Annotated in this window: 22 protein-coding genes; 8 read left to right on the top strand and 14 right to left on the bottom strand. The window is 35.0% G+C overall.

From position 1 onward, the window contains the following. Positions 1–10 precede the first annotated feature (10 nt). Entirely contained in the window at positions 11–1,438 is a 1,428-nt protein-coding gene (dnaA, locus tag C8N46_RS10915; protein WP_108114924.1) for a chromosomal replication initiator protein DnaA, read from the bottom strand. 203 nt (positions 1,439–1,641) lie between these two features. Here dnaA and C8N46_RS10910 point away from each other — a divergent pair, with 203 nt between their 5' ends. The 3 genes from C8N46_RS10910 to C8N46_RS10900 all read left to right on the top strand — a co-directional run bounded on the left by C8N46_RS10910 (position 1,642) and on the right by C8N46_RS10900 (position 3,233). Next, on the top strand, positions 1,642–2,049 hold the full coding sequence (locus C8N46_RS10910; protein WP_108114923.1) for an acyl-CoA thioesterase: 408 nt from the start codon (positions 1,642–1,644) through the stop codon (positions 2,047–2,049). A gap of 172 nt (positions 2,050–2,221) precedes the next feature. Beyond that, a complete protein-coding gene (locus tag C8N46_RS10905; RefSeq protein WP_108114922.1) occupies positions 2,222–2,686 on the top strand; it encodes an N-acetyltransferase in 465 nt (154 codons plus the stop codon). Further along, on the top strand, positions 2,679–3,233 hold the full coding sequence (locus C8N46_RS10900) for a hypothetical protein (protein WP_108114921.1): 555 nt from the start codon (positions 2,679–2,681) through the stop codon (positions 3,231–3,233). Before C8N46_RS10905 ends, C8N46_RS10900 begins: the two co-directional genes overlap by 8 nt. Before the next feature lie 15 nt (positions 3,234–3,248). On the opposite strand, the gene C8N46_RS10895 is transcribed toward C8N46_RS10900, so the two are convergent. From C8N46_RS10895 to ribD, 4 genes are read right to left on the bottom strand one after another with little or no spacing between them, the layout of a single operon-like run. Further along, positions 3,249–3,863, bottom strand: a complete 615-nt coding sequence (locus C8N46_RS10895) for an IMPACT family protein (RefSeq protein ID WP_108114920.1) — start codon at positions 3,861–3,863, stop codon at positions 3,249–3,251. A 17-nt stretch (positions 3,864–3,880) separates the two neighbouring features. Next, the gene (locus C8N46_RS10890) at positions 3,881–4,741 is read right to left on the bottom strand and encodes a DMT family transporter (RefSeq protein WP_108114919.1); all 861 of its coding nucleotides are present in this window, start codon (positions 4,739–4,741) and stop codon (positions 3,881–3,883) included. After that, complete coding sequence (locus C8N46_RS10885) at positions 4,738–5,352, bottom strand: HAD family hydrolase (RefSeq protein WP_108114918.1); 615 nt, start codon at positions 5,350–5,352, stop codon at positions 4,738–4,740. The genes C8N46_RS10890 and C8N46_RS10885 overlap by 4 nt, the downstream gene beginning before the upstream one ends. Continuing rightward, positions 5,345–6,391 carry a bifunctional diaminohydroxyphosphoribosylaminopyrimidine deaminase/5-amino-6-(5-phosphoribosylamino)uracil reductase RibD gene (gene ribD, locus C8N46_RS10880; RefSeq protein WP_245896818.1) on the bottom strand — a complete coding sequence of 349 codons (1,047 nt, stop codon included), beginning with the start codon at positions 6,389–6,391 and terminating at the stop codon, positions 5,345–5,347. Before ribD ends, C8N46_RS10885 begins: the two co-directional genes overlap by 8 nt. Positions 6,392–6,568: 177 nt before the next feature. On the opposite strand from ribD, the gene C8N46_RS10875 reads away from it, so the two are divergent. The 4 genes from C8N46_RS10875 (at position 6,569) to C8N46_RS10860 (ending at position 9,277) form a co-directional block, all read left to right on the top strand. Then, the gene (locus C8N46_RS10875; RefSeq protein ID WP_108114916.1) at positions 6,569–7,141 is read left to right on the top strand and encodes a pentapeptide repeat-containing protein; all 573 of its coding nucleotides are present in this window, start codon (positions 6,569–6,571) and stop codon (positions 7,139–7,141) included. A 46-nt stretch (positions 7,142–7,187) separates the two neighbouring features. Continuing rightward, entirely contained in the window at positions 7,188–7,664 is a 477-nt protein-coding gene (locus tag C8N46_RS10870; RefSeq protein ID WP_108114915.1) for a GNAT family N-acetyltransferase, read from the top strand. 88 nt (positions 7,665–7,752) lie between these two features. After that, on the top strand, positions 7,753–8,625 hold the full coding sequence (prmC, locus tag C8N46_RS10865) for a peptide chain release factor N(5)-glutamine methyltransferase (protein ID WP_108114914.1): 873 nt from the start codon (positions 7,753–7,755) through the stop codon (positions 8,623–8,625). Between the two features lie 76 nt (positions 8,626–8,701). After that, on the top strand, positions 8,702–9,277 hold the full coding sequence (locus tag C8N46_RS10860; RefSeq protein ID WP_108114981.1) for an LOG family protein: 576 nt from the start codon (positions 8,702–8,704) through the stop codon (positions 9,275–9,277). Positions 9,278–9,409: 132 nt separating this feature from the next. On the opposite strand, the gene C8N46_RS10855 is transcribed toward C8N46_RS10860, so the two are convergent. The 9 genes from C8N46_RS10855 to C8N46_RS10815 all read right to left on the bottom strand — a co-directional run bounded on the left by C8N46_RS10855 (position 9,410) and on the right by C8N46_RS10815 (position 17,967). Beyond that, a complete protein-coding gene (locus tag C8N46_RS10855) occupies positions 9,410–9,904 on the bottom strand; it encodes a hypothetical protein (RefSeq protein ID WP_108114913.1) in 495 nt (164 codons plus the stop codon). A gap of 9 nt (positions 9,905–9,913) precedes the next feature. After that, complete coding sequence (locus C8N46_RS10850) at positions 9,914–10,411, bottom strand: hypothetical protein (protein ID WP_146169798.1); 498 nt, start codon at positions 10,409–10,411, stop codon at positions 9,914–9,916. A 119-nt stretch (positions 10,412–10,530) separates the two neighbouring features. Beyond that, positions 10,531–11,775 (bottom strand): M57 family metalloprotease, encoded by a 1,245-nt coding sequence (locus tag C8N46_RS10845; protein WP_158269135.1) that lies wholly within the window; start codon positions 11,773–11,775, stop codon positions 10,531–10,533. Positions 11,776–12,055: 280 nt separating this feature from the next. Then, on the bottom strand, positions 12,056–14,590 hold the full coding sequence (locus C8N46_RS10840; protein ID WP_108114910.1) for a beta-mannosidase: 2,535 nt from the start codon (positions 14,588–14,590) through the stop codon (positions 12,056–12,058). Then, positions 14,583–15,317: a copper homeostasis protein CutC gene (locus C8N46_RS10835; protein WP_108114980.1), complete on the bottom strand. Its 735-nt coding sequence runs from the start codon at positions 15,315–15,317 to the stop codon at positions 14,583–14,585. Before C8N46_RS10835 ends, C8N46_RS10840 begins: the two co-directional genes overlap by 8 nt. Positions 15,318–15,621: 304 nt before the next feature. Then, positions 15,622–15,816 (bottom strand): cold-shock protein, encoded by a 195-nt coding sequence (locus tag C8N46_RS10830; protein ID WP_108114909.1) that lies wholly within the window; start codon positions 15,814–15,816, stop codon positions 15,622–15,624. A gap of 320 nt (positions 15,817–16,136) precedes the next feature. Next, positions 16,137–16,778 carry a hypothetical protein gene (locus tag C8N46_RS10825; protein WP_108114908.1) on the bottom strand — a complete coding sequence of 214 codons (642 nt, stop codon included), beginning with the start codon at positions 16,776–16,778 and terminating at the stop codon, positions 16,137–16,139. A 165-nt stretch (positions 16,779–16,943) separates the two neighbouring features. After that, positions 16,944–17,150, bottom strand: coding sequence for a hypothetical protein (locus tag C8N46_RS10820; RefSeq protein ID WP_108114907.1), 207 nt, complete (start codon positions 17,148–17,150; stop codon positions 16,944–16,946). 217 nt (positions 17,151–17,367) lie between these two features. Further along, positions 17,368–17,967, bottom strand: a complete 600-nt coding sequence (locus C8N46_RS10815; RefSeq protein ID WP_108114906.1) for a DUF7660 family protein — start codon at positions 17,965–17,967, stop codon at positions 17,368–17,370. A 416-nt stretch (positions 17,968–18,383) separates the two neighbouring features. Between C8N46_RS10815 and ychF the strand changes: the two genes are divergently transcribed. Then, on the top strand, positions 18,384–19,475 hold the full coding sequence (gene ychF / locus C8N46_RS10810) for a redox-regulated ATPase YchF (RefSeq protein ID WP_108114905.1): 1,092 nt from the start codon (positions 18,384–18,386) through the stop codon (positions 19,473–19,475). Positions 19,476–19,523: the final 48 nt, after the last annotated feature.

The following is a 19,523-nucleotide window of genomic DNA, read 5'->3' as shown; positions in this document are numbered from 1 at the left end:
GAAGTGAATTTTACAGCGAAAGTTTTTTAGTCAAATCTTCAACGTATTTGCGGAATTGCTTATCGGTAGAAGATAAATTATCTACTGTTTTACAAGCGTGTAATACTGTAGCATGATCGCGCTTTCCGATTTGAGAACCAATACTTGCTAACGAAGCTTTCGTGAATTTTTTTGCAAAGAACATTGCCAATTGTCTTGCTTGTACGATGTGACGTTTTCTCGTTTTAGATTGTAGTGTAGAAACGTCCATTTGGAAATAGTCAGACACTACTTTTTGGATATAATCGATGGAAACTTCACGTTTCGTATTTTTCACAAATTTTTCAACGACTTGCTTTGCCAAATCAATCGTTACTTCCTTTTTATTAAAAGATGATTGTGCGATGAGTGAAATAATAGCGCCTTCCAACTCACGAACATTCGATTTGATATTTTTAGCCACATATTCTATAATATCGTCTGGCATTTCAACACCATCACGATACAATTTGTTTTTTACGATAGAAACACGTGTTTCAAAATCTGGCGTTTGCAATTCGGCAGAAAGTCCCCACTTAAAGCGAGATAGTAAGCGTTGCTCAATATCTTGCATGTCTACAGGTGCTTTGTCAGACGTTAAAATTACTTGCTTGCCATTTTGATGTAAGTGATTGAAAATGTGGAAAAACACATCTTGTGTTCCTGACTTTCCAGAAAAGAATTGAACATCATCGATAATTAATACGTCTATCAACTGATAAAAGTGGATAAAATCGTTTCGTGTATTTTTCTTTACAGATTCAATATATTGTTGTGTGAATTTTTCAGCAGAAATATACAATACCGTTTTTTCAGGGTATTTGTCTTTAATTTCTACACCAATAGCGTGTGCAATATGAGTTTTGCCCAAACCAACGCCACCAAAAATTAACAGCGGATTAAACGATGTTCCTCCAGGTTTATTGGCTACAGCCATTCCAGCAGAACGCGCTAATCGATTCGAGTCTCCTTCTAAAAAATTATCAAAGTTGTAATTTGGATTTAACTGAGATTCAATCTTAACATTTCTGATACCTGGAATTACAAATGGATTTTTAAGTTCAGGGCTTTTGTTTTTTATAGGAACATCTACTTCTTGTGCTTTTACATTACTGCGATTGGCACTGGGAATTTTTTCCGTAAATGGCTTTTTATTGCCATACGTATTTTCCATTTTTATGATATATACCAAACGAGCCGTATTTCCCAATTCTTTAACCAACGCTACTTTGAGCAACTTTACGTAGTGCTCTTCTAACCACTCATAAAAAAATTTACTTGGAACTTGAATGCTTAGCGCTTTATTCGTTAACTTTACGGGCTTAATCGGCTCAAACCAAGTTTTATATGCTTGTGGTTGAATGTTGTCTTTTATGAAAGACAGACAGTTATCCCATACTGATTGCGCAGTTACACTCATTTAATGTTGTTAAAAGTTGTTATTCTTTAGGTTAGGAAAAAAAGAAAATTCGGGGTTTTCTCCTTTTATTTTTAGCGTGAACAAATATGTGAAAAAAAAAGTGAAAAAAAAACTTGAATGCTATTGAATTTCTTAAAATTTTTTCTCATGATTGGAAACAATTTCTTTACAATTCGTTAACCTTACTAAATATATAAAAAACTTTGAGAAGTCACGAAATTAAAACAAGAATTCGCTACGCAGAAACTGACCAAATGGGCGTAGTATACCATGGGAATTATGTGCAGTTTATAGAAATGGGGCGGACTGAGTGGCTTAGAGCCTTAGGGATTTCATACCGTGAAATGGAAGAGATGGGCGTGATGCTTCCAGTAATTTCTATTCAGATTAATTATAAAAAATCAGCGTTTTATGACGAGGTTTTGACGGTTCAAACAACGCTGAAAAAATTGCCTTCGGTTAAGATTGAATTTGATTATGTGATTTTAAACGAAAGTAAGGAAATTATTACAGAAGCTAACACAGTTTTGGCGTTCATAAATATGGAAACCAAACGTCCTATGAAATGCCCTGATTATATCCTCGAAAAATTAGCTGAAATTGACTTCTAAAACTCATCTTTTTATATTTTAAAAGATTTAAAAATAGAGTCGGGTTTTGGTCAAAAATACATGATTCAAGTTGTATTTTTAATAGTCTTTGTGCGATAGTTAAAAAAAGTTTACAAAAAAAGGAAACTTTATGATTTAAAATTTACTAAAAGAGGAAAAAAATAGTATCTTTATGACAATCAATGAAATCACAACAGGAAAATCACATGAGGTAACAATTATTCCTGTTGAAGCTAGCGATTACAAAACCATCACTAAAAAGCGATACTTTTTTGATTGGAAGCAAGAAAAGGAATTTGAAATCTATAAATTATGTATTCTTAGTTCAAATGATATATTAGGGCTCGTTTCTTTCGAAAAAATTCCGAGTGAATGGCGCATACATATTCGCTTACTAACGGTTTCTATTGAAAATAAAGGGAAAAATAAAAAGTTTGATAACATCGCTGGAAACTTAATTGCGCATGTAGCTAAAATAGCTATCATAGAATATGCTGAATTGGCTTGTGTTTCGCTTCGTCCTAAAACAGAAATAGCGCAGCATTACATCAAAAAGTACAATTTTATCGCTACAGGAATGACGCTAAGTATTGAAATACCTGAAATTATTAACTTGATACATCAATATCATGACTAACAAAAACGAACATAATACACATTTGGATTCTGAATACGGAGTTGACAGTCGTTATGCTTCTCATGAAGAATATCAGTCAGAAGCTACTGCTTTGATGGAAGCGCGTTTGCAGCGAATGAAAGGTTTGTCCAATAGTCAAGTTGTCCAAGCGAAGCTTTTGCAGTTAAAATTCCAAATGCAAGAATTTATCAAACAACCTGTCAATGAAGCAAAGTCTTATTTTTCAATGTTTTTACAGCAGTATATTGATACTTTGTATGCAAAGCGTGCTGTTTTTGCAAAAGATATAGGAATTACGCCTGTGCAATTGAGTCAAGTTATCAACAATCACCGTGCGCCTCAAGATGATTTTATTTTAAAGTTGATGATACATTCCGAGCGTATGTACAAAGGTGTGAGTCCTTTTCCCGAAGCACTTTGGTATCAAGTGTATTTCCATGAAAAACTATGCAATTTGATGGCAACACAGCAACAATGGCAATCAACGTTAGCAAAAGAGGTGTCTGTTAGTGAGCCGAGTGTGCGGTATGGGAAAAGGAAAAAGTAGTTATATAACTTAAGATTATTCAACCTCTTTAATCTCAATCTCATACAAATTGGTAAACAACTCAAAAACTTGTTCCGCTTCGCTTTGTCGAACGGAAATGGTAATGCGACAATCTAGTTCTAGTTTTTGTGTGATAATGTCTAAGTTTCGCTCTTTGATGACACGCATGACTTTGTTCATGTTTTTGTAATCAAAGATGAGTAAATAGTCAATATTGATAGTTTTTTCAACGATTTCAGCAGCTTCCAATGCTAGTTGTGCACCAGTTCGGTATGCGTTTATCAATCCGCCAACGCCTAATTTGGTGCCGCCAAAATAACGGACAACCACAATTAAAATATTGGTAACTTCAAACGACTGAATTTGTCCGTAAATCGGCATTCCTGCACTGTTAGAAGGTTCTCCGTCGTCATTGGCACGAAAACGAAATGGTTCGCTTTTCCCCAATTGCCACGCATAACACCAATGCCGCGCCGAATGATGACTTTTTTTCAAATTTTCTAAATGTGTTTTAATGTCGTCTTCATTTGAAACAGGAAATGCATAGCCAAAGAATTTACTATTTCGATCTTTAAACAGTACTTCTTCCGAAGGTTTTTCGATGGTTTTATAGGTGTCTTTTATTTCCAAATACGAAGTTTTTAATATTACGCCGAAACCGCAATCATCACAATACTAATAATCGCGATGACAATTCCAATCCAGTTTTTTGGAATGAGTTTTTCTTTAAACAAAATGATTCCAAAGATAGTGGAAAGCATCACAATGGCGACGTTGTTGATGGGAAATACAGTTGAACTGTCTCCCAAATTTTCTGGTCGCAAAGCTTTTAGCAAAAATATAATCGAGTAAAAATTCGGAATTCCCAACGCAATGCCTCCTAAAATCGTTTTTCCATCAATAACAACATCACGTCGAATGATTGCCACAACAATTCCAATCATAAAAGCACAACCAAATACTGCCGCCGAAAATATAGGAACTTCACCTTCTGCCAAATATTTGGTTTCTATGTGTTTGATAGCGGTATCAATAACTCCAGAACCTAAAAATAATAGCAACGGAAAGAGTAATTTTTTACGATTAAAGGTAGCGCCATCGTTTTTAACAGTCGTTAAATACACTGCGAGCAAGGCTAAAATAATCCCTGCAACTTTCAATAAACTTAGTTTTTCTTCATAAACAATCACCGCAAAAATTACAGGAATCACTACCGACATTTTACTTGCCACGGAGGCTGTGGAAAGTCCGTTGCGTTGCGCTGTGGTTGCCATGACCATAAAAATGGAGATGAACAAAAAACCTAAAATAATGGCTCCGACAATCCATGGTTTTTGTGAAACTTCAACGAGTGTTGTACCATTTCCATAAAAGAAAAATCCGCAGCAGAAAGCCGTTAAATAGTTGATGACAATTGCTTGAAATGTGTTGATTTGATATTTGTCAAACAGTTTAAAAATGACAAATAACGAACTGGAAATGAAAACACTAAGCGCCAAATATATCAAAACAATAATTTTTTATGTGTGAATAAATCAACGATATCTTCTTTGCCAGGAATTAAATTCCATGTGTGAATTCCGAGTGAAGCGGCTGTTTCGGTATTTTCTTTCGTGTCGTCAATAAAAATGGTTTCTTCAGGTTGTAAATTGTTTTGTTGTAATACAAATTCGTAAATATTCGCGTCAGGTTTGCGCAAGTGGATTTCGTGTGAGAGATAGAACTGCTCAAAACAGTTTTTGAATTCAGTATATAACTCCATGCCCCAATCTTGCTGAATCCATGAAATGTGCAAATCGTTCGTATTGCTTAAAATAAACAGTCGATAGTTGTTGTCTTTCGCTAAATTTTTAATGAATTCCATTCGATGTTTTGGAAAATCGAGTAAAATAGCGTTCCAAGCGTCAATTAGTTGATTTTTAGTCGCTTTCGGGAATTGTGTATGATAAAAATCGACAAATTCGTCTGTTGTTATCAATCCTTTTTCGTACGCTTGATTTTTGGAAATCATTTCTGGCGTAAAATCCGAAATGCCCAATTGCAACAACTCACGATTGGTCGCGGTTTTGTCCAAATTGATAAAGATATCTCCGTAATCGAAAATTATATTTTTAATCATTCGTATAGATTTCTAAAGTGTCGTCTGAAATGCTCTTTTGAGACTGTAAAGTTCCTGTAAAAGTGGGCGCTTCAATTCCTTGTTGAAAAACGGTTTTTCCTGTAAAAACGCGTGCTTCATCCCATAAATTAGCGTCAATAAAGGTTTGTAAAGTCTGTTTCCCGCCTTCGATAATCACGGATTGCAAATCGTAACGATACAAAACATCGCAAATTTGTTGCGGAAGATTTTTAGAGAAATCAATCGTTTCAAAGATGCGGTTTTCGCTAGAAACGTTCTCTTTTTCGGTCAACACAATCGTTTTAATCGTTTCATCCAACAATGCATATTCTGCTGGAATTCGCAAACTTCTATCCAACACAATTCGCACAGGATTTTCTCCTTGCCAATCGCGTGTATTGAGCTTCGGATTGTCTGTAATGGCTGTATTCGTTCCTACCAAAATCGCCGCTTCTTCACTGCGCCATTTGTGTACGAGTTGACGCGAATATTCGTTCGTAATCCAATTGGGTTGTACAGCATCGTTTTCGTTTCGAATCTTATCAATAAAACCATCTTGCGTCTGTGCCCATTTCAAAATAATATACGGACGTTTGTGCTGATGAAAGGTAAAAAATCGTTTGTTGGAAGCGACACATTCGTCTTTCAAAACATTCAACACAACTTCACACCCAGCATCTTTTAGTTTCTGAACGCCACGTCCCGCCACTTTGGCAAACGGATCTATGGTGCCAATAACAACTTTCGGAATTTGATGTTTGATGATTAAATCGCTACACGGCGGCGTTTTTCCAAAATGACTACACGGTTCCAACGAAACATAGATAGTTGACTCTTTTAACAACGACTTATCTCGCACAGAAGCAATAGCATTAACTTCTGCATGATTTCCGCCATACGCATTTGTATAACCTTCGCCAATAATGACGTCGTTGTGCACAATCACGGCACCAACGGACGGATTGGGCATGGCAGCAGGCAAACCATTCGCAGCCAACTGCAAACAGCGTTTCATGTACGTTTCGTGTGCGAATGCCATTCTGTTTTTTTAGTTGAATTTACTTTTTCTTCGCGTGCAAATCATTTCTATTTAGAAAAATAAAAAGGATTTGTCATGTCAGTTCTCAAAGATACTTTTTCACTGAAAAATTCGTCTAAAATCAGTATCTTCACAGCATCGCAAAACTACGTAATTTCTATTTGAAGCGAATACAAAATGAGTCAAGAATTCTTCCAAAATCAAACATTTACCCAAATTGATTATACGCAACAAGCATTCCCGAAAGGCGAATATGACCATTGTACGTTTGTCAATTGCAAGTTTGAAGCGGCAGATATGGCAGCAATGACGTTTTTGGAATGTACGTTTGAAATCTGCGATTTGACCAATGCTAAAATAAAAAGTACGTCGTTTACTGAAGTTGAATTTGTGAATTGCAAGTTGCTAGGAGTCGATTTTAGTGTGTGTAACGATTTTATGTTTTCAGTCAGTTTTGACGCTTGTAATTTGGAATTGGCTTCCTTTGCGGGATTGTCTATGAAGCAAACAAAATTCAGTGCATCAAGCTTAAAAAATGTCGATTTTACAGAAACCAACTTGGAAAATGCTGTTTTTGACGATTGCGATTTGAAATCGGCCGTATTTGACCAAACGAATTTAGAAAAAGCAGATTTTACGTCGGCGCGAAATTACACGATGAATCCAGCACTAAATCATCTTAAAAAAGCAAAATTTTCTCGTGAAGAAATTCATGGATTATTGACGGAACACGATATTATTATACACTAAATAAATCATTTAATCATTCAATCTTTTAATATTTCAATTAAAACATATGATTATCAGAGAAATACAACCTAAAGACAACGCAACAATAGCAGCCTGCATTCGCTCAGTGATTCCTGAGTTTGACATGCCAAAAGTTGGCACAGCGTACGAAGACCCTGAAACAGACGCAATGTACGAAGCCTATCAAGGCGAACGCGAAGTATATTATGTGATTGAAGAAGATGGAGAAGTACTCGGTGGCGCGGGAATTAAACAATTGCGCGACAATCACGACAATATATGCGAATTGCAAAAAATGTATTTTTTCTCCAAAACCAGAGGAAAAGGCTACGGTAAAAAGTTATTTGCAAAATGTTTGGAAGCCGCAAAAGCATTTGGTTACACACAGTGTTATATAGAATCTTCGCCAAAATTTAAAGCTGCCATACATATATACGAAGACTTCGGATTTAAACATTTAGATAAGCCGATTGGAGAAACCGGACACTATTCTTGCGATGTTTGGATGTTGAAGGAGTTGTAGGTGTTAGGTTTTAGGTTTTAGGTGTTTCCAATAAACAACACTTCGGCAGGCTCAGTGTAGACGAATAACAAAAAACAAAAAACAAAACTTGTTACTAAAAGATATACAAGACATATTTCACAAAGAGTTAGACGACATCTACGGTAAAAACGAAGTAGATAGTTTCTTTTTTATGCTAACCGAAAGTTATTTTGGAGTAAAACGATTTGCCTTAGCATTAACGCCTGATTTCACAATTACCAAAGAACAAGAAACGCCTATGTTTGCAGCGTTGAGCGAATTAAAACTCGAAAAACCGATTCAGCATATCCTGGGAACAGCACATTTTTATGGTCTTGATTTTTTGGTGAATGAACACACCTTAATTCCACGCCCAGAAACGGAAGAATTGGTGACATTCATTTTAGAGAAAGCGAAAAAAGCTAACAATAAAAACCTCTGTATTTTAGATATTGGCACAGGAAGCGGTTGTATTCCGATTGCTTTAAAAACTGAACTTCCTACTGCGAAAGTTTTTGCCTTAGATATTTCTGCGGAAGCGTTACAAATTGCTCAAAAAAATGCGGAAAACAACAATGTTTCTATCGAATTTACGCAAGCGGATGTATTGTCATTACAAGATTTGAACGTGTTTGATGAAGCTGATTTGCAGTTTGACATTATCGTGTCGAATCCGCCGTATGTACGTAATTTGGAAAAGGCAGAAATGCGCAAAAATGTATTGGAATACGAGCCAGAAACTGCATTGTTTGTAGAAGATGACAATCCGTTGATTTTTTATGATACAATTGCCAATCTCGCGATGCAACATTTAAAAACGGAGGGTAGTTTGTATTTTGAAATCAATCAGTATTTAGGACAAGAAATGATAGCTTTGTTGGAAGAAAAGCAATTTCAACATATTGAATTGCGAAAAGATATATTCGGCGTAGACCGAATGCTAAAAGCGGATATTTCTTGAATTATCAGTCATGCCAAACGAAAAATACTTCGACAAGCTCAGTGTAAACGAAAAACAAATAACATCAACAACAAACATGAAAAGTATTGCTATTTATTGCGGAAGTAGTTTAGGAAACGATTCAAAAATCGTGGCGGATGCTGCCGAATTGGGAAAGCAACTCGCCAAAGAAAACATTACGATGATTTATGGCGGTTCTAAAATTGGCATTATGGGAACGGTTGCGAATGCGGTGTTGGAGCATGGAGGAGAAGTGATAGGTGTGATTCCAGCATTTTTAAAAACAAAAGAAGTCGCGCATACCAATATCACCGAATTGCACATTACAGAAACCATGGTAGAGCGCAAACTTAAAATGATATCACTTGCCGAAGGTTTTATAGCATTGCCTGGCGGATTTGGTACGATGGAAGAACTTTTTGAGGTAATTACGGCTTTGCAATTGGCACAAATAACACATCCTGTAGCAATATTGAACAGCAATGGTTACTATGACGAACTCATTGCCATGATGCATACGATGATGCGGAAAAAACTCTTAAAAGAAGAAAACTTCAACATGTTGATTATAGAAACGGACATTTCTAAATTATTGCAGCGTATGAAAAACTTTGTTCCGAAAGCAACGCCAAAATGGTTAACGCAGGAGTGAAAACGTTTCTAGCGTTTTTATTCGTAATTTATAATGTGTAGATATATTAAATTAACGTGAGTTAGCGACATAGTAAAATAGTTATATCGAACTCACGTTAAATAGCAAAGTTTTTCGTCAAATACGAACAAACTATTCCACGCGCTGCAATCCGCCCAAACCGAGCAATCCAGAAGTATTTAAATCGGTAATCCAATACACGCCGACGCTAAAATCTTCTTCGTTATGCTTAAAAAATAAGGTTCCATAATTGAGTGTCATACTTCGGTTTCGGGAAGTTTGGTATTTGTAATCGACAAATTCTGTATTTTCCCAACGAATATAGTTGTTCGCTGAATCTACAATGATGTTATCATAAATATCACTAAGATCAGCCTGATACGCTTCGTTGGTCATTTCGGCAATTTTAGGAATCAATTTATCGCCTTCTTTGATGTTTTGTACCATATTTTTAAGTTCCTTTAACGAAACAAATTTGGTATAAAAAGCTTCTTTTGGCAACGTATCAAGTGTTTGTAAGGTCTCAAAAACATGTTTGCCTACGTTTTGATGCGAAATATAATTCGATTCGCATGCAACAAAAAAACTAGCAAAACTGATTAGAATTAGAAAGTATATTTTTTTCATGAGATAGAATTATTGCTTTCGTACAGGTTCAATATTCGACAAATTAAACAAACGTTGCTCATTTTTAAAAGTTAGAGAAACTATTTTGGTCACAAACTTTTTATCATTAAAATCAAAAGCCACAAAACCATCTTGAAAAGTAACGCCACTTTCGTCACGTTCGGTATACGGATATTCTTTAAAGGTAATTGCCGACCAATCAATTTTAAAACGCTTCCCAGATTCTTTAATCATTTCGTAGGCTTGTTGCAATCGTATGTTGTGGGTTTCTTTTGAAACATTTTTAATAGCAAATCTGAAAGTTTCTTCAATTGTCGTGTCTTTTGCAAACTCACGCAATTCGGCTAAACTAATAAAATGTGAATTAAATTCCTCTTGCGAAAGCGTGTCCATTTTTTGGAGCAATTCAAAAGTATATTTTCCTATCAACGCTTCGGCTTTGGGTTGTGTGGTGCAGGAAATAATGCTCGTAAAGACTATTAAAGCAATAAAAATTGATTTTTTCATAATTACAAAGATACTTTTCTTTGAATTCCATTCAAGGTTTTTCATTTCAAATTGCACTAATAAAGAAAGCCCGATTGAAAAAACGGGCTATCTTTTAATTTATTTATAATTTTAAATGACTAGTTAACAGTAAATGTTTTTGTAACTATTGATGTTCCACAGTTATCACTGATATTACAAGCAATAGTATATGTTCCTGATGGAGTTGCACTATTAGCTGTTACAATAGCATTTAACGGATTATTTCCTGCTGGAGAATCAATTTGGAAATATTGAATCGCATTTTGGAAGGTAAAGCTGTAAATTGTCCATGTCGCACTCGTATAACTGCCACTGCTTACATTACTAACATAAAATAATTCACTGTAAAAAGGGCCAGTATTCATGCTGTTTGGACCATCAATTGAAGCACCAGATATATTTGGTCCTGAATTTATTTGAATCACTTTTGAGGCTACAATGTTTCCATTTTGTATGGCTTGTAATGTTCCAGAAGAACTGCCACTTGAGGTTGATACTGTTACAGAACTTCCTGTTTCATTTGTTAAGGTCAGATTGGTTCCTGTCCAGTCGTCAATAGTTCCAGTTCCACTCCAAGTATATGTACTTGAGGAAGAGTTTCTACATATAGACGAAGGACCATTAATTGTGCCACTATTTGTTGTTATTGAACGTTCACAATTATTGTTAGGATCATATAAATATTCTACGGCAAGTTTGTCATTGGTTGTTAAAACGGGAGCTCTATTTAAAATATTACTTACACCCGATATCATAACAGAACCTTGTGTGCTTAACGAAGGTAAGAAAGGATTGTAGCCACCAACGGAACTTGTTTGATCAACATGAATAAAACCTAGCGCATGTCCTAATTCATGCATCAAAATATTGGTTTTATCTGAACTACTAGTGTTACCATTATTGTAATTTGCATTAATCCATAAAACGGGAGCAGTATTTCCGTTTACAGGAAATTCCGCATAACCAAAAAGGCTACTGTTTGTGGTATTTCTAATCGTGATATCTGCATTTGAAGGAGAGCTAATTTGTCGAAAATTAACACAACTATTACTGCTATTCCATTCATAAATAGCATTGTTAATGGCGTCATTCCAAGGATCTCCAAAAGTTAGGGTGGATATTTCAGAATAAATCGTAATATCTTGCACATTTAAGCCGCTTATCAATTCGTCAGAATGCGCATAACTTCCTGCTGGTTGTAACATGCGTGATGAAGGTGTACTATTTTTTGCGTAAAGTTCATTCTTTGTATTATCATCCTGAATACTTTTTGAAAAAGCAATATCTCCTTGTACAATATAGAAATTATCTATTTCCTTAATATCTTCAAGTTTGAATCCCATTTGTAGGATTTTTTCAACTACAGGAGTAATTTTTAAGGTGAATTCTTGTAATTCAGATTCTTGAAAATCATCTTTTGTACAATTTACAAACACAAGTGCCAATGCAAAACTTGCAATAGCAATGCATCTTTTTAAAATTCTTTTTTTCATAATTTATAGCAATTAAAATAAGTTAACTTAGATTGTTTTTAAGACACTCTAAGATTTGTGTCTAGCTATACAATGAGGGAAAGAATCAAAAGATACATAAAAAAAGTAATTTGTTAAAAGAATTACGTAATTAGTATGCTAGTGCTGAGTTATTTTTTATGTTATTCAAGGTTTTAAACGCCAAATCATCAATATTTTCTGCGTTAGTTGTAAATGTGATGGTTACGGTTTGATTGGGTAATACATCGAAGAAATTATCTGAAAAATGTCCTTTGGCTTTGGTGTATAAAAACACATCTTTTTGTAGTGTTTTGGCAGATACTTCTATCGAAAATCCCTTGTTAGTATTGTTCACTTTCGTGGAGATGTTTTCTTCGGGTAATTTCAAATCTTTTGGTCGTGAAACATAAAATAGCGAACTTGAAGTTGAAACTGAAACTGAACTTGAACTTGAACTTGAAGCGTAGTCGAAGACAGCTTTCATTACGTAATTTTCTGGTTTTTCGTTTATGTCAGGCAGTGCGGTTTTGACTACTAACTGACTGGTATTGGCAGGAATTGTCAATTTTTGCTTTTTACTCAAGATGCTTTTCCCGTTAAAATCTAAAAATGTCAGCGTAAAATCACCTTCCAAAGCTTGTAATTTATCAGAAACAATATAGGTGTTGATGGTATCATTCTCCACAATAGAGGAAATCAACACATCTTCAAACGATTTTTTGGCTTTGTAATGCAAGGCTTTCCAATTGCCCATAAAATCAATACTCGACCATGAAACGACAGGCCAACAATCGTTCAATTGCCAATACAAACTTCCCATGCAATACGGCATGGCACGACGTTCGGCTTCCATGCCCATCGTCATTCCTTTGGCTTGGGTGAGTTGGCTCATATATACATAATCATCGCCTGAAGTCGGGACAGGATAATCACGCGCCATGTATTCACGAATCAAATTGAAACCTCTCGGATGCTTTTGATGCGTAATATAACTATCATGATTGATGCTGATGCTATCTTCTCCCGTAAATGCTCTGATAGCTTCATACGACGGAAAGGACTGAAACCCAAATTCGCTCATAAAACGCGGTACTTTTTCTTCAAAACGTTCAAAAGGTAAGGCATCGTGCCAAACGCCCCAATCGTGTGCATCGCCTTCAAATTGAAACTTCGGATTGCCACGTCCATAACTTGGTGAACTTTCCCAATAATCAATCGACGGATTGTATTTCGCAACCGTTTCTGGTAGAATTCGGTTAAATACTTTGATATAATCGTCCCAAATTTGCTTTTTCTGCGCTTCCGTTTTGTCTGTCTGCCAGCCCCAACGATGCCACGCTTCGTTATTTTCATTGTTTCCACACCAAAGTGCTAATGATGCATGTTTTCGCAAACGCTTTACTTGGTCAATTGCTTCTTGTTGTACGTTTTCTAAAAAGGCTTTATCTCCAGGATACATCGCGCAAGCAAACATAAAATCTTGCCACACTAATATTCCTTTTTCATCACACAATTCGTAAAAAATATCATTTTCATAAATCCCGCCGCCCCAAACGCGTAACATGTTCATATTGGCGTTTTTTGTATCGTTTAAGAGCTTTTCGTAATGGGCATCCGTCACTTTGTTTTGCATGCTGTGTTGCGGAATGTAATTGGCGCCTTTCATAAATACAGGCACGCCATTTAGCTTAAAGAAAAAGGTTTCGCCCAACGAATCTTTGTCACGAATCAGTTCAATTGTTCGCAGTCCGACCTTAACGTTTTGCTGTCCTTTTGTGTCGTTTCCTTGTTTGAGTGTGGTTTCAAACGTATATAAATGTGGTTCACCCAAATTAAATGTCCACCAACGTTTCGGATTTTGAATTCGGATACGCGTGGCGTAGGTATGTGTGCCTTTATAAACTGGGAATTCAACCGTATGCGTGAACTCCTTATTTTTTACTTCAAACGAAGCATTTTCTTCATCTTTATTGGCTGTAATGGTATATTCTACACTGATGGAAGCTAGGGAATCTGTGAGCGATTCTTGCTTAAAAAATACATCGTCCAGCTTCACATCATTCCACGACGTGATTTTGATAGGTTTCCATATTCCAGACGTGTTTACAATTGGTCCCCAATCCCAACCGTACTGAAATTGTGCTTTTCGGGTGAATACTCTCGGTCCTGGCGGCAGTACATAATCCAATTTGCCAGCTTCTTTTTCCTCATGAATACTCGTTTTAAAAAAACGGATATACATGGCGTTGTCTTTTTTGGCGAAAGGTTTTATGTCAAATGTCCATGTTCGGAAGGCATTGTTGGTTTTGCCGAGTAACGAATCGTTGAGGTAAATGTCGGCGTAGGTGTCTAAGCCTTCAAAAGTAAGCTCGATATTTGATGTTTTGAGTGTTTTTTCGTCAAGCGTGAAAGTAGTTTTGTATTCCCAATCGTGCGTAGGAACCCATTGTACATTCAATTCATTGGAACCAACAAACGGATCGGGAATTTTATCGTGCGCAAGTAAATCTGAATAGACATTGCCTGGAACCGTTGCCGAATTCCAAATCGTGTCTTTTGCCGATTTGAATTCCCAGTTTTGGTGAAGCGTCGTCACGGTTGGTTGGTCGTTTTTAGCACAACTCAATACGAGCAATGCTAGTAAAAGTGTGTAATATTTAGTCATTTTTGGTTTGAATGCGTTCTAGTAGTTGTTTGATTTTTTGAGCATCAGAAACGGCAATATGTGTATCTGACAAGAGTTTTTGACTGTTCATAGAAATTTTCGGCGTAGGAATCATTTGGTGTGATTGTGTTGCCGAACAGTGAATTTCTGTGAAACCATGTTCTTTAAAAAGCATTGCATTTTCAGGATTGATACCGCCGCCAGGCATCACTATCAAGTTGTTGTTTGCAATCTCTTTTAATTCTTTTAATAATGTGATTCCTTTTTCGGCAGCAATTGCTTGTCCGGAAGTCAGCACACGATTCACATTTAAGCTGATGATTTCTTTGATGGCTTTTTTTGGATTTGGTGTCCAATCAAATGCTCTATGAAACGTGAATGATAGCGGTTTTGATAATTGTATGAGTTCCTGTGTTCGTTTGAGGTCAATTGTAAAATCATCATGCAAGACTCCAGAAACAATCCCTGCACAGCCTAGTTCTTTACACAATTCAATATTCGTTTTCATGATGTCAAATTCTGCATCTGAATAGGTAAAATCGCCACTTCTAGGACGAATCAGCACATGCACAGGAATCGATAGTGTATTCATCACTTTTTTAAGCAATCCGAACGAAGGAGTGATACCGCCAACTGCTAATTCGGAGCACAATTCCACACGCTGCGCACCTGCTGTTTCAGCTTGTATGGCAGATTGATAGGAGTTTGCACAGATTTCTAGCGTCATTTTATGAAATTTTGAGTGTTGAATTGTTTTTTTCGTTGTCTGTTTTTCGGTTATTTCAATCTTTAGTTCAACTTCAACTTCAAAGATATCATTTATAACGATTTCTTGTTGCGTTGAATCTTTCAATTATTGATATGATTTTTTAGGAAACAAACAATGATGCGTGGTGTTTTTGTTTTGCAATGGAAATATGAAGTAGTTTTTCCTCGCGAAGACACATCGAAGTATTAAAAAAGTACCACAAAAAAAAGATTGCCTTTTCAGACAATCTTTCTTTAAATGTTATATTCTAAATTTGTTTACATTAATAAACAACTTGAACATTAACGGCATTTAAGCCTTTTTTTCCTTGTTCAGTTTTGTATTGAACTTTGTCATCTTCTCTGATATTATCAACTAAACCTGTTGAGTGAACAAAAATGTCCTCACCTGAGTCATTTGATGTGATAAATCCGAATCCTTTTGAATTGTTGAAAAATTTTACTGTGCCTTCTTGCATTGTAATATACTTTAAGTTAAAAAATAAATGTTGTTCAAGTAGATTAATTAGGTAATGTTTCGCTTTGATTCGTTAAAAATCTACACGAGTACTATGCTATTTAATTTTTAAAAAATAAAGTGATGATGAAATAAAAAAGGAAAGAAGAGTAAACTCTTTGACTAATTACTAAATACTACCTTACTATTAAAAGGTGTTCTACCTTGAACGGGACAAACTTACGTCTTTTATTTTTAGCAAATGGCTTTTATGAGAAAAATATTATTTTTTTGTGTGAATGTTGTTGTTTTTGGAAATTGAGGATGCTGTATTTTGGTTTTTTATTTCTGCTTTTCTTTTAAACGTTCTTCAATTCGAAAAATTAAATGAAAAACGAAATCAAAATAATCCTTTGCATTTTCTTTAGCAAAGCTCTCCATTTGTAAAGCTTGAAAAGTCGGTATAATTTTTTGATTTATTCCCACTTCTTTTAAATCCGCATTTGGATTTGTCAAGCTTCCTTGAAACATTGGTGAATTGTCAGGTAAATTAGCAAGGATTTTACTTGAATCAGCGTGAGAGAATCCATTTCTCATTAATTCACGAATTATATTGAATAGAAAATGTTTTTCTTGGTCAGATAGAAGTCCAAGTTTTTTGCACTTTTCTATTGAATTTCCTAAAGGGATTGAGCCATATTTTCTATTTGGTTCTTCGAATACTTGATTCCATTTTTCAATCGGTATTGGTACGATTCCTGTCTCATTATTAATTAATGCAAGTTTTAAAAGACGCTCCAGCAAATTGTTTGTCAACGTTATTGTAGCTCTGTGAAATTCGAGAATTAAGCATTTGTTTATTTCAAATATTAATGTGTTAAACTCACAGAAAATTTCCAAACTAAATTCAAAATATTTATTTAATTCAAGAAAGTTTTTATCTAGTTTTTCTATAAAGCTTTTTTCGAAAATATCTTTTTCCATTCGAGTGATTTTTAACTTGCATACAACGTGTTTGTGTATGATTAGTGTCGTGTTTAATTATCTAATTTTAAAATAAAAATCGATAGAAAATTCGTGAGGATTTTCGAAAGTAAGCCTTTACTAGCAATAAATTATACTCGGTGTTGGCATTTCGTTGTTTTTATTTTAGTCTTTTTTCTCTTTTTCCGATTGTTTCTTTAAACTATAACGAGTTGAAAACCCTGTGAATGTTCCAAAAAACAAAAAGTTAAATACAAATCTCCATATTCTAAAGTCTTCTCCATCATAATAATCGAATCCTGCCATAACTCCAGCATAAACTATTCCTCCAACTAAACCACTTATTAATATTGATTTTAATTGTGTTTTCATTTTTTAATTAAATTTTATACCACAAATTTTTTCAATTCCGATTGAGTGAGCAATTCCGCAACTTGCTAAATTCCGTATTCAATTCGGGTTTTGTTTTTCAATTCGGCAAACGAGTTAAAAGCCAAATTAAAAATTTGGCAGACTTTATAAATATACACAAACCTTTCGGTTTAACACTTATTAGTTATGTTTTATACACCGTGTTGTAGTGCGTTATTTATTCATAAACAGTTGCTCCTTTCAATATTTGAGCAAAAATTCTCCAAGTTGGAGTTTCAGCTGTTGTATCAAACTTCATATTCTTGTAATATCCGTCAATATCCTCCGCATAAGAAGCTATTCCTTCAATAAAACTATCTATTCTTTTAGTTTCCCAATTTTGTCCTTCGGTTTCATATTCTTTCAGTAAATTTTGAGCGAATTCATAAAATGATTTTCTGTCAGTAATATTTTGAGTTCCGTCATTTATATTTTCGTCATTTTTGACCTTGTAATAGTAAGGATATTCAGACTTATCAAAAGGGTTGTTTTCTTCTCCAAATTTATCTTCAATTTCTTTAGGTAAATATTGCGGTAATACTTTATAATAAATCTCACTTATTACAGAAAAAGCTCCTGAATCTTTGTTTCCTAAATACATTTCAATGTCCTCAATTGTTGGATAGTGCATTGGTTGGTGAAAAAATCTATTAAATTCTTCGAAGGTTTTATAAATAAAGATAAAATCTTTCAGCTTTATTTCAATTGTCTTTTCAGAATCAATAGAGTCAAGTCCAAATTTAATATGCTCATTTATTTCCTTTGATTTTGTATTCATTTTTATTTTTTTGGGAATGCACTACAACGTATGTATAACAGAAACTAATTTCACAACAACTTCCCGTTATTTTTCATAAATGTAAAACAAAACGTACACATATACAATGTGGTTTCCCGTAATGCTTTTTTAGTATTGAGATGTTAGTAGTGAGTATTGAGAAGTTTCAAAGAGCAATTCAAAATTTAACATTCAACAAAAAAATATAAAATTCAAAACCGCAAAATGTAAAATGAAAAGTATTTTCGAATAACGAATAACGAATAACGAATAACGAATAACGAATAACGAATGAGTAGTGAGAAGTTTCAAAGAGTAATTCAATATTCAAAATACAACATTCAACATCAAACAAAAAACAAACCAACAAATCGACAAAAAAACTATATTTGCACCACTAAAATTGAATCGTAAAAATGAAAGCTGGAATTGTAGGATTACCAAACGTAGGAAAATCAACTTTATTTAACTGTTTATCAAATGCTAAGGCGCAAAGTGCAAACTTTCCTTTTTGTACTATTGAACCAAACTTAGGAGTCGTAAATGTCCCTGATCCACGATTGGAAAAACTCGAAGAGTTGGTAAATCCGCAACGAGTGATTCCAGCGACAGTGGAAATTGTAGATATCGCAGGATTGGTTCGAGGCGCAAGTAAAGGTGAAGGCTTGGGAAATCAATTCTTAGGCAATATTCGCGAGTGTAATGCAATCATGCACGTATTGCGTTGTTTTGACAATGATAATATTGTACACGTAGATGGAAGTGTTGATCCCATTCGCGACAAAGAAACGATTGATATCGAATTGCAGCTAAAAGATTTAGAAACGGTTGAAAAACGTTTGGAAAAAGTTAAAAGAGCTGCTAAAACAGGAAATAAAGAAGCACAAAAGGAGCAAGCAACATTAGAAAAATTCAAAAGCGCCTTAGAACAAGGTGTTTCTGCCAGAGCCGTTGAGGTAACCGAAGATGAAGAAGAATTAATGAAAGGCTTTCAATTATTGACTGCAAAACCAATTTTATATGTGTGTAATGTTGATGAAGCTTCGGCAAAATCTGGTAACGCGTATGTTGATAAAGTGCGCGAAGCTGTAAAAGATGAAGATGCAGAAATTATTGTATTGGCCGTAGGAACGGAAGCGGATATTGCAGAATTGGAAGATTACGAAGAGCGTCAAATGTTTTTAGAAGACATCGGATTGGAAGAGCCTGGTGTTTCTCGTTTGATTCGTGCAGCCTATAAATTATTGAACTTACAAACGTATTTCACGGCAGGAGAGAAGGAAGTCCGCGCATGGACGATTAAAATTGGTTCTACAGCACCACAAGCGGCTGGTGTGATTCATACAGACTTTGAAAAAGGATTCATCCGTGCAGAAGTCATCAAATATGACGATTATGTGCAGTATGGAACCGAAAACAAAGTAAAGGAAGCAGGAAAACTATCAGTAGAAGGAAAAGGATATATCGTAAATGATGGGGATGTGATGCATTTCTTGTTTAATGTATAAGTATTTAAGCAAAAAAGCTATATAAAAAAGTGAACTTCGGTTCACTTT

Source organism: Kordia periserrulae, from assembly GCF_003054265.1.
GTDB lineage: Bacteria > Bacteroidota > Bacteroidia > Flavobacteriales > Flavobacteriaceae > Kordia > Kordia periserrulae.
The sequence above is the reverse complement of the archived record's forward strand: the minus strand, read 5'-3'. Positions and strand labels throughout refer to the sequence as shown.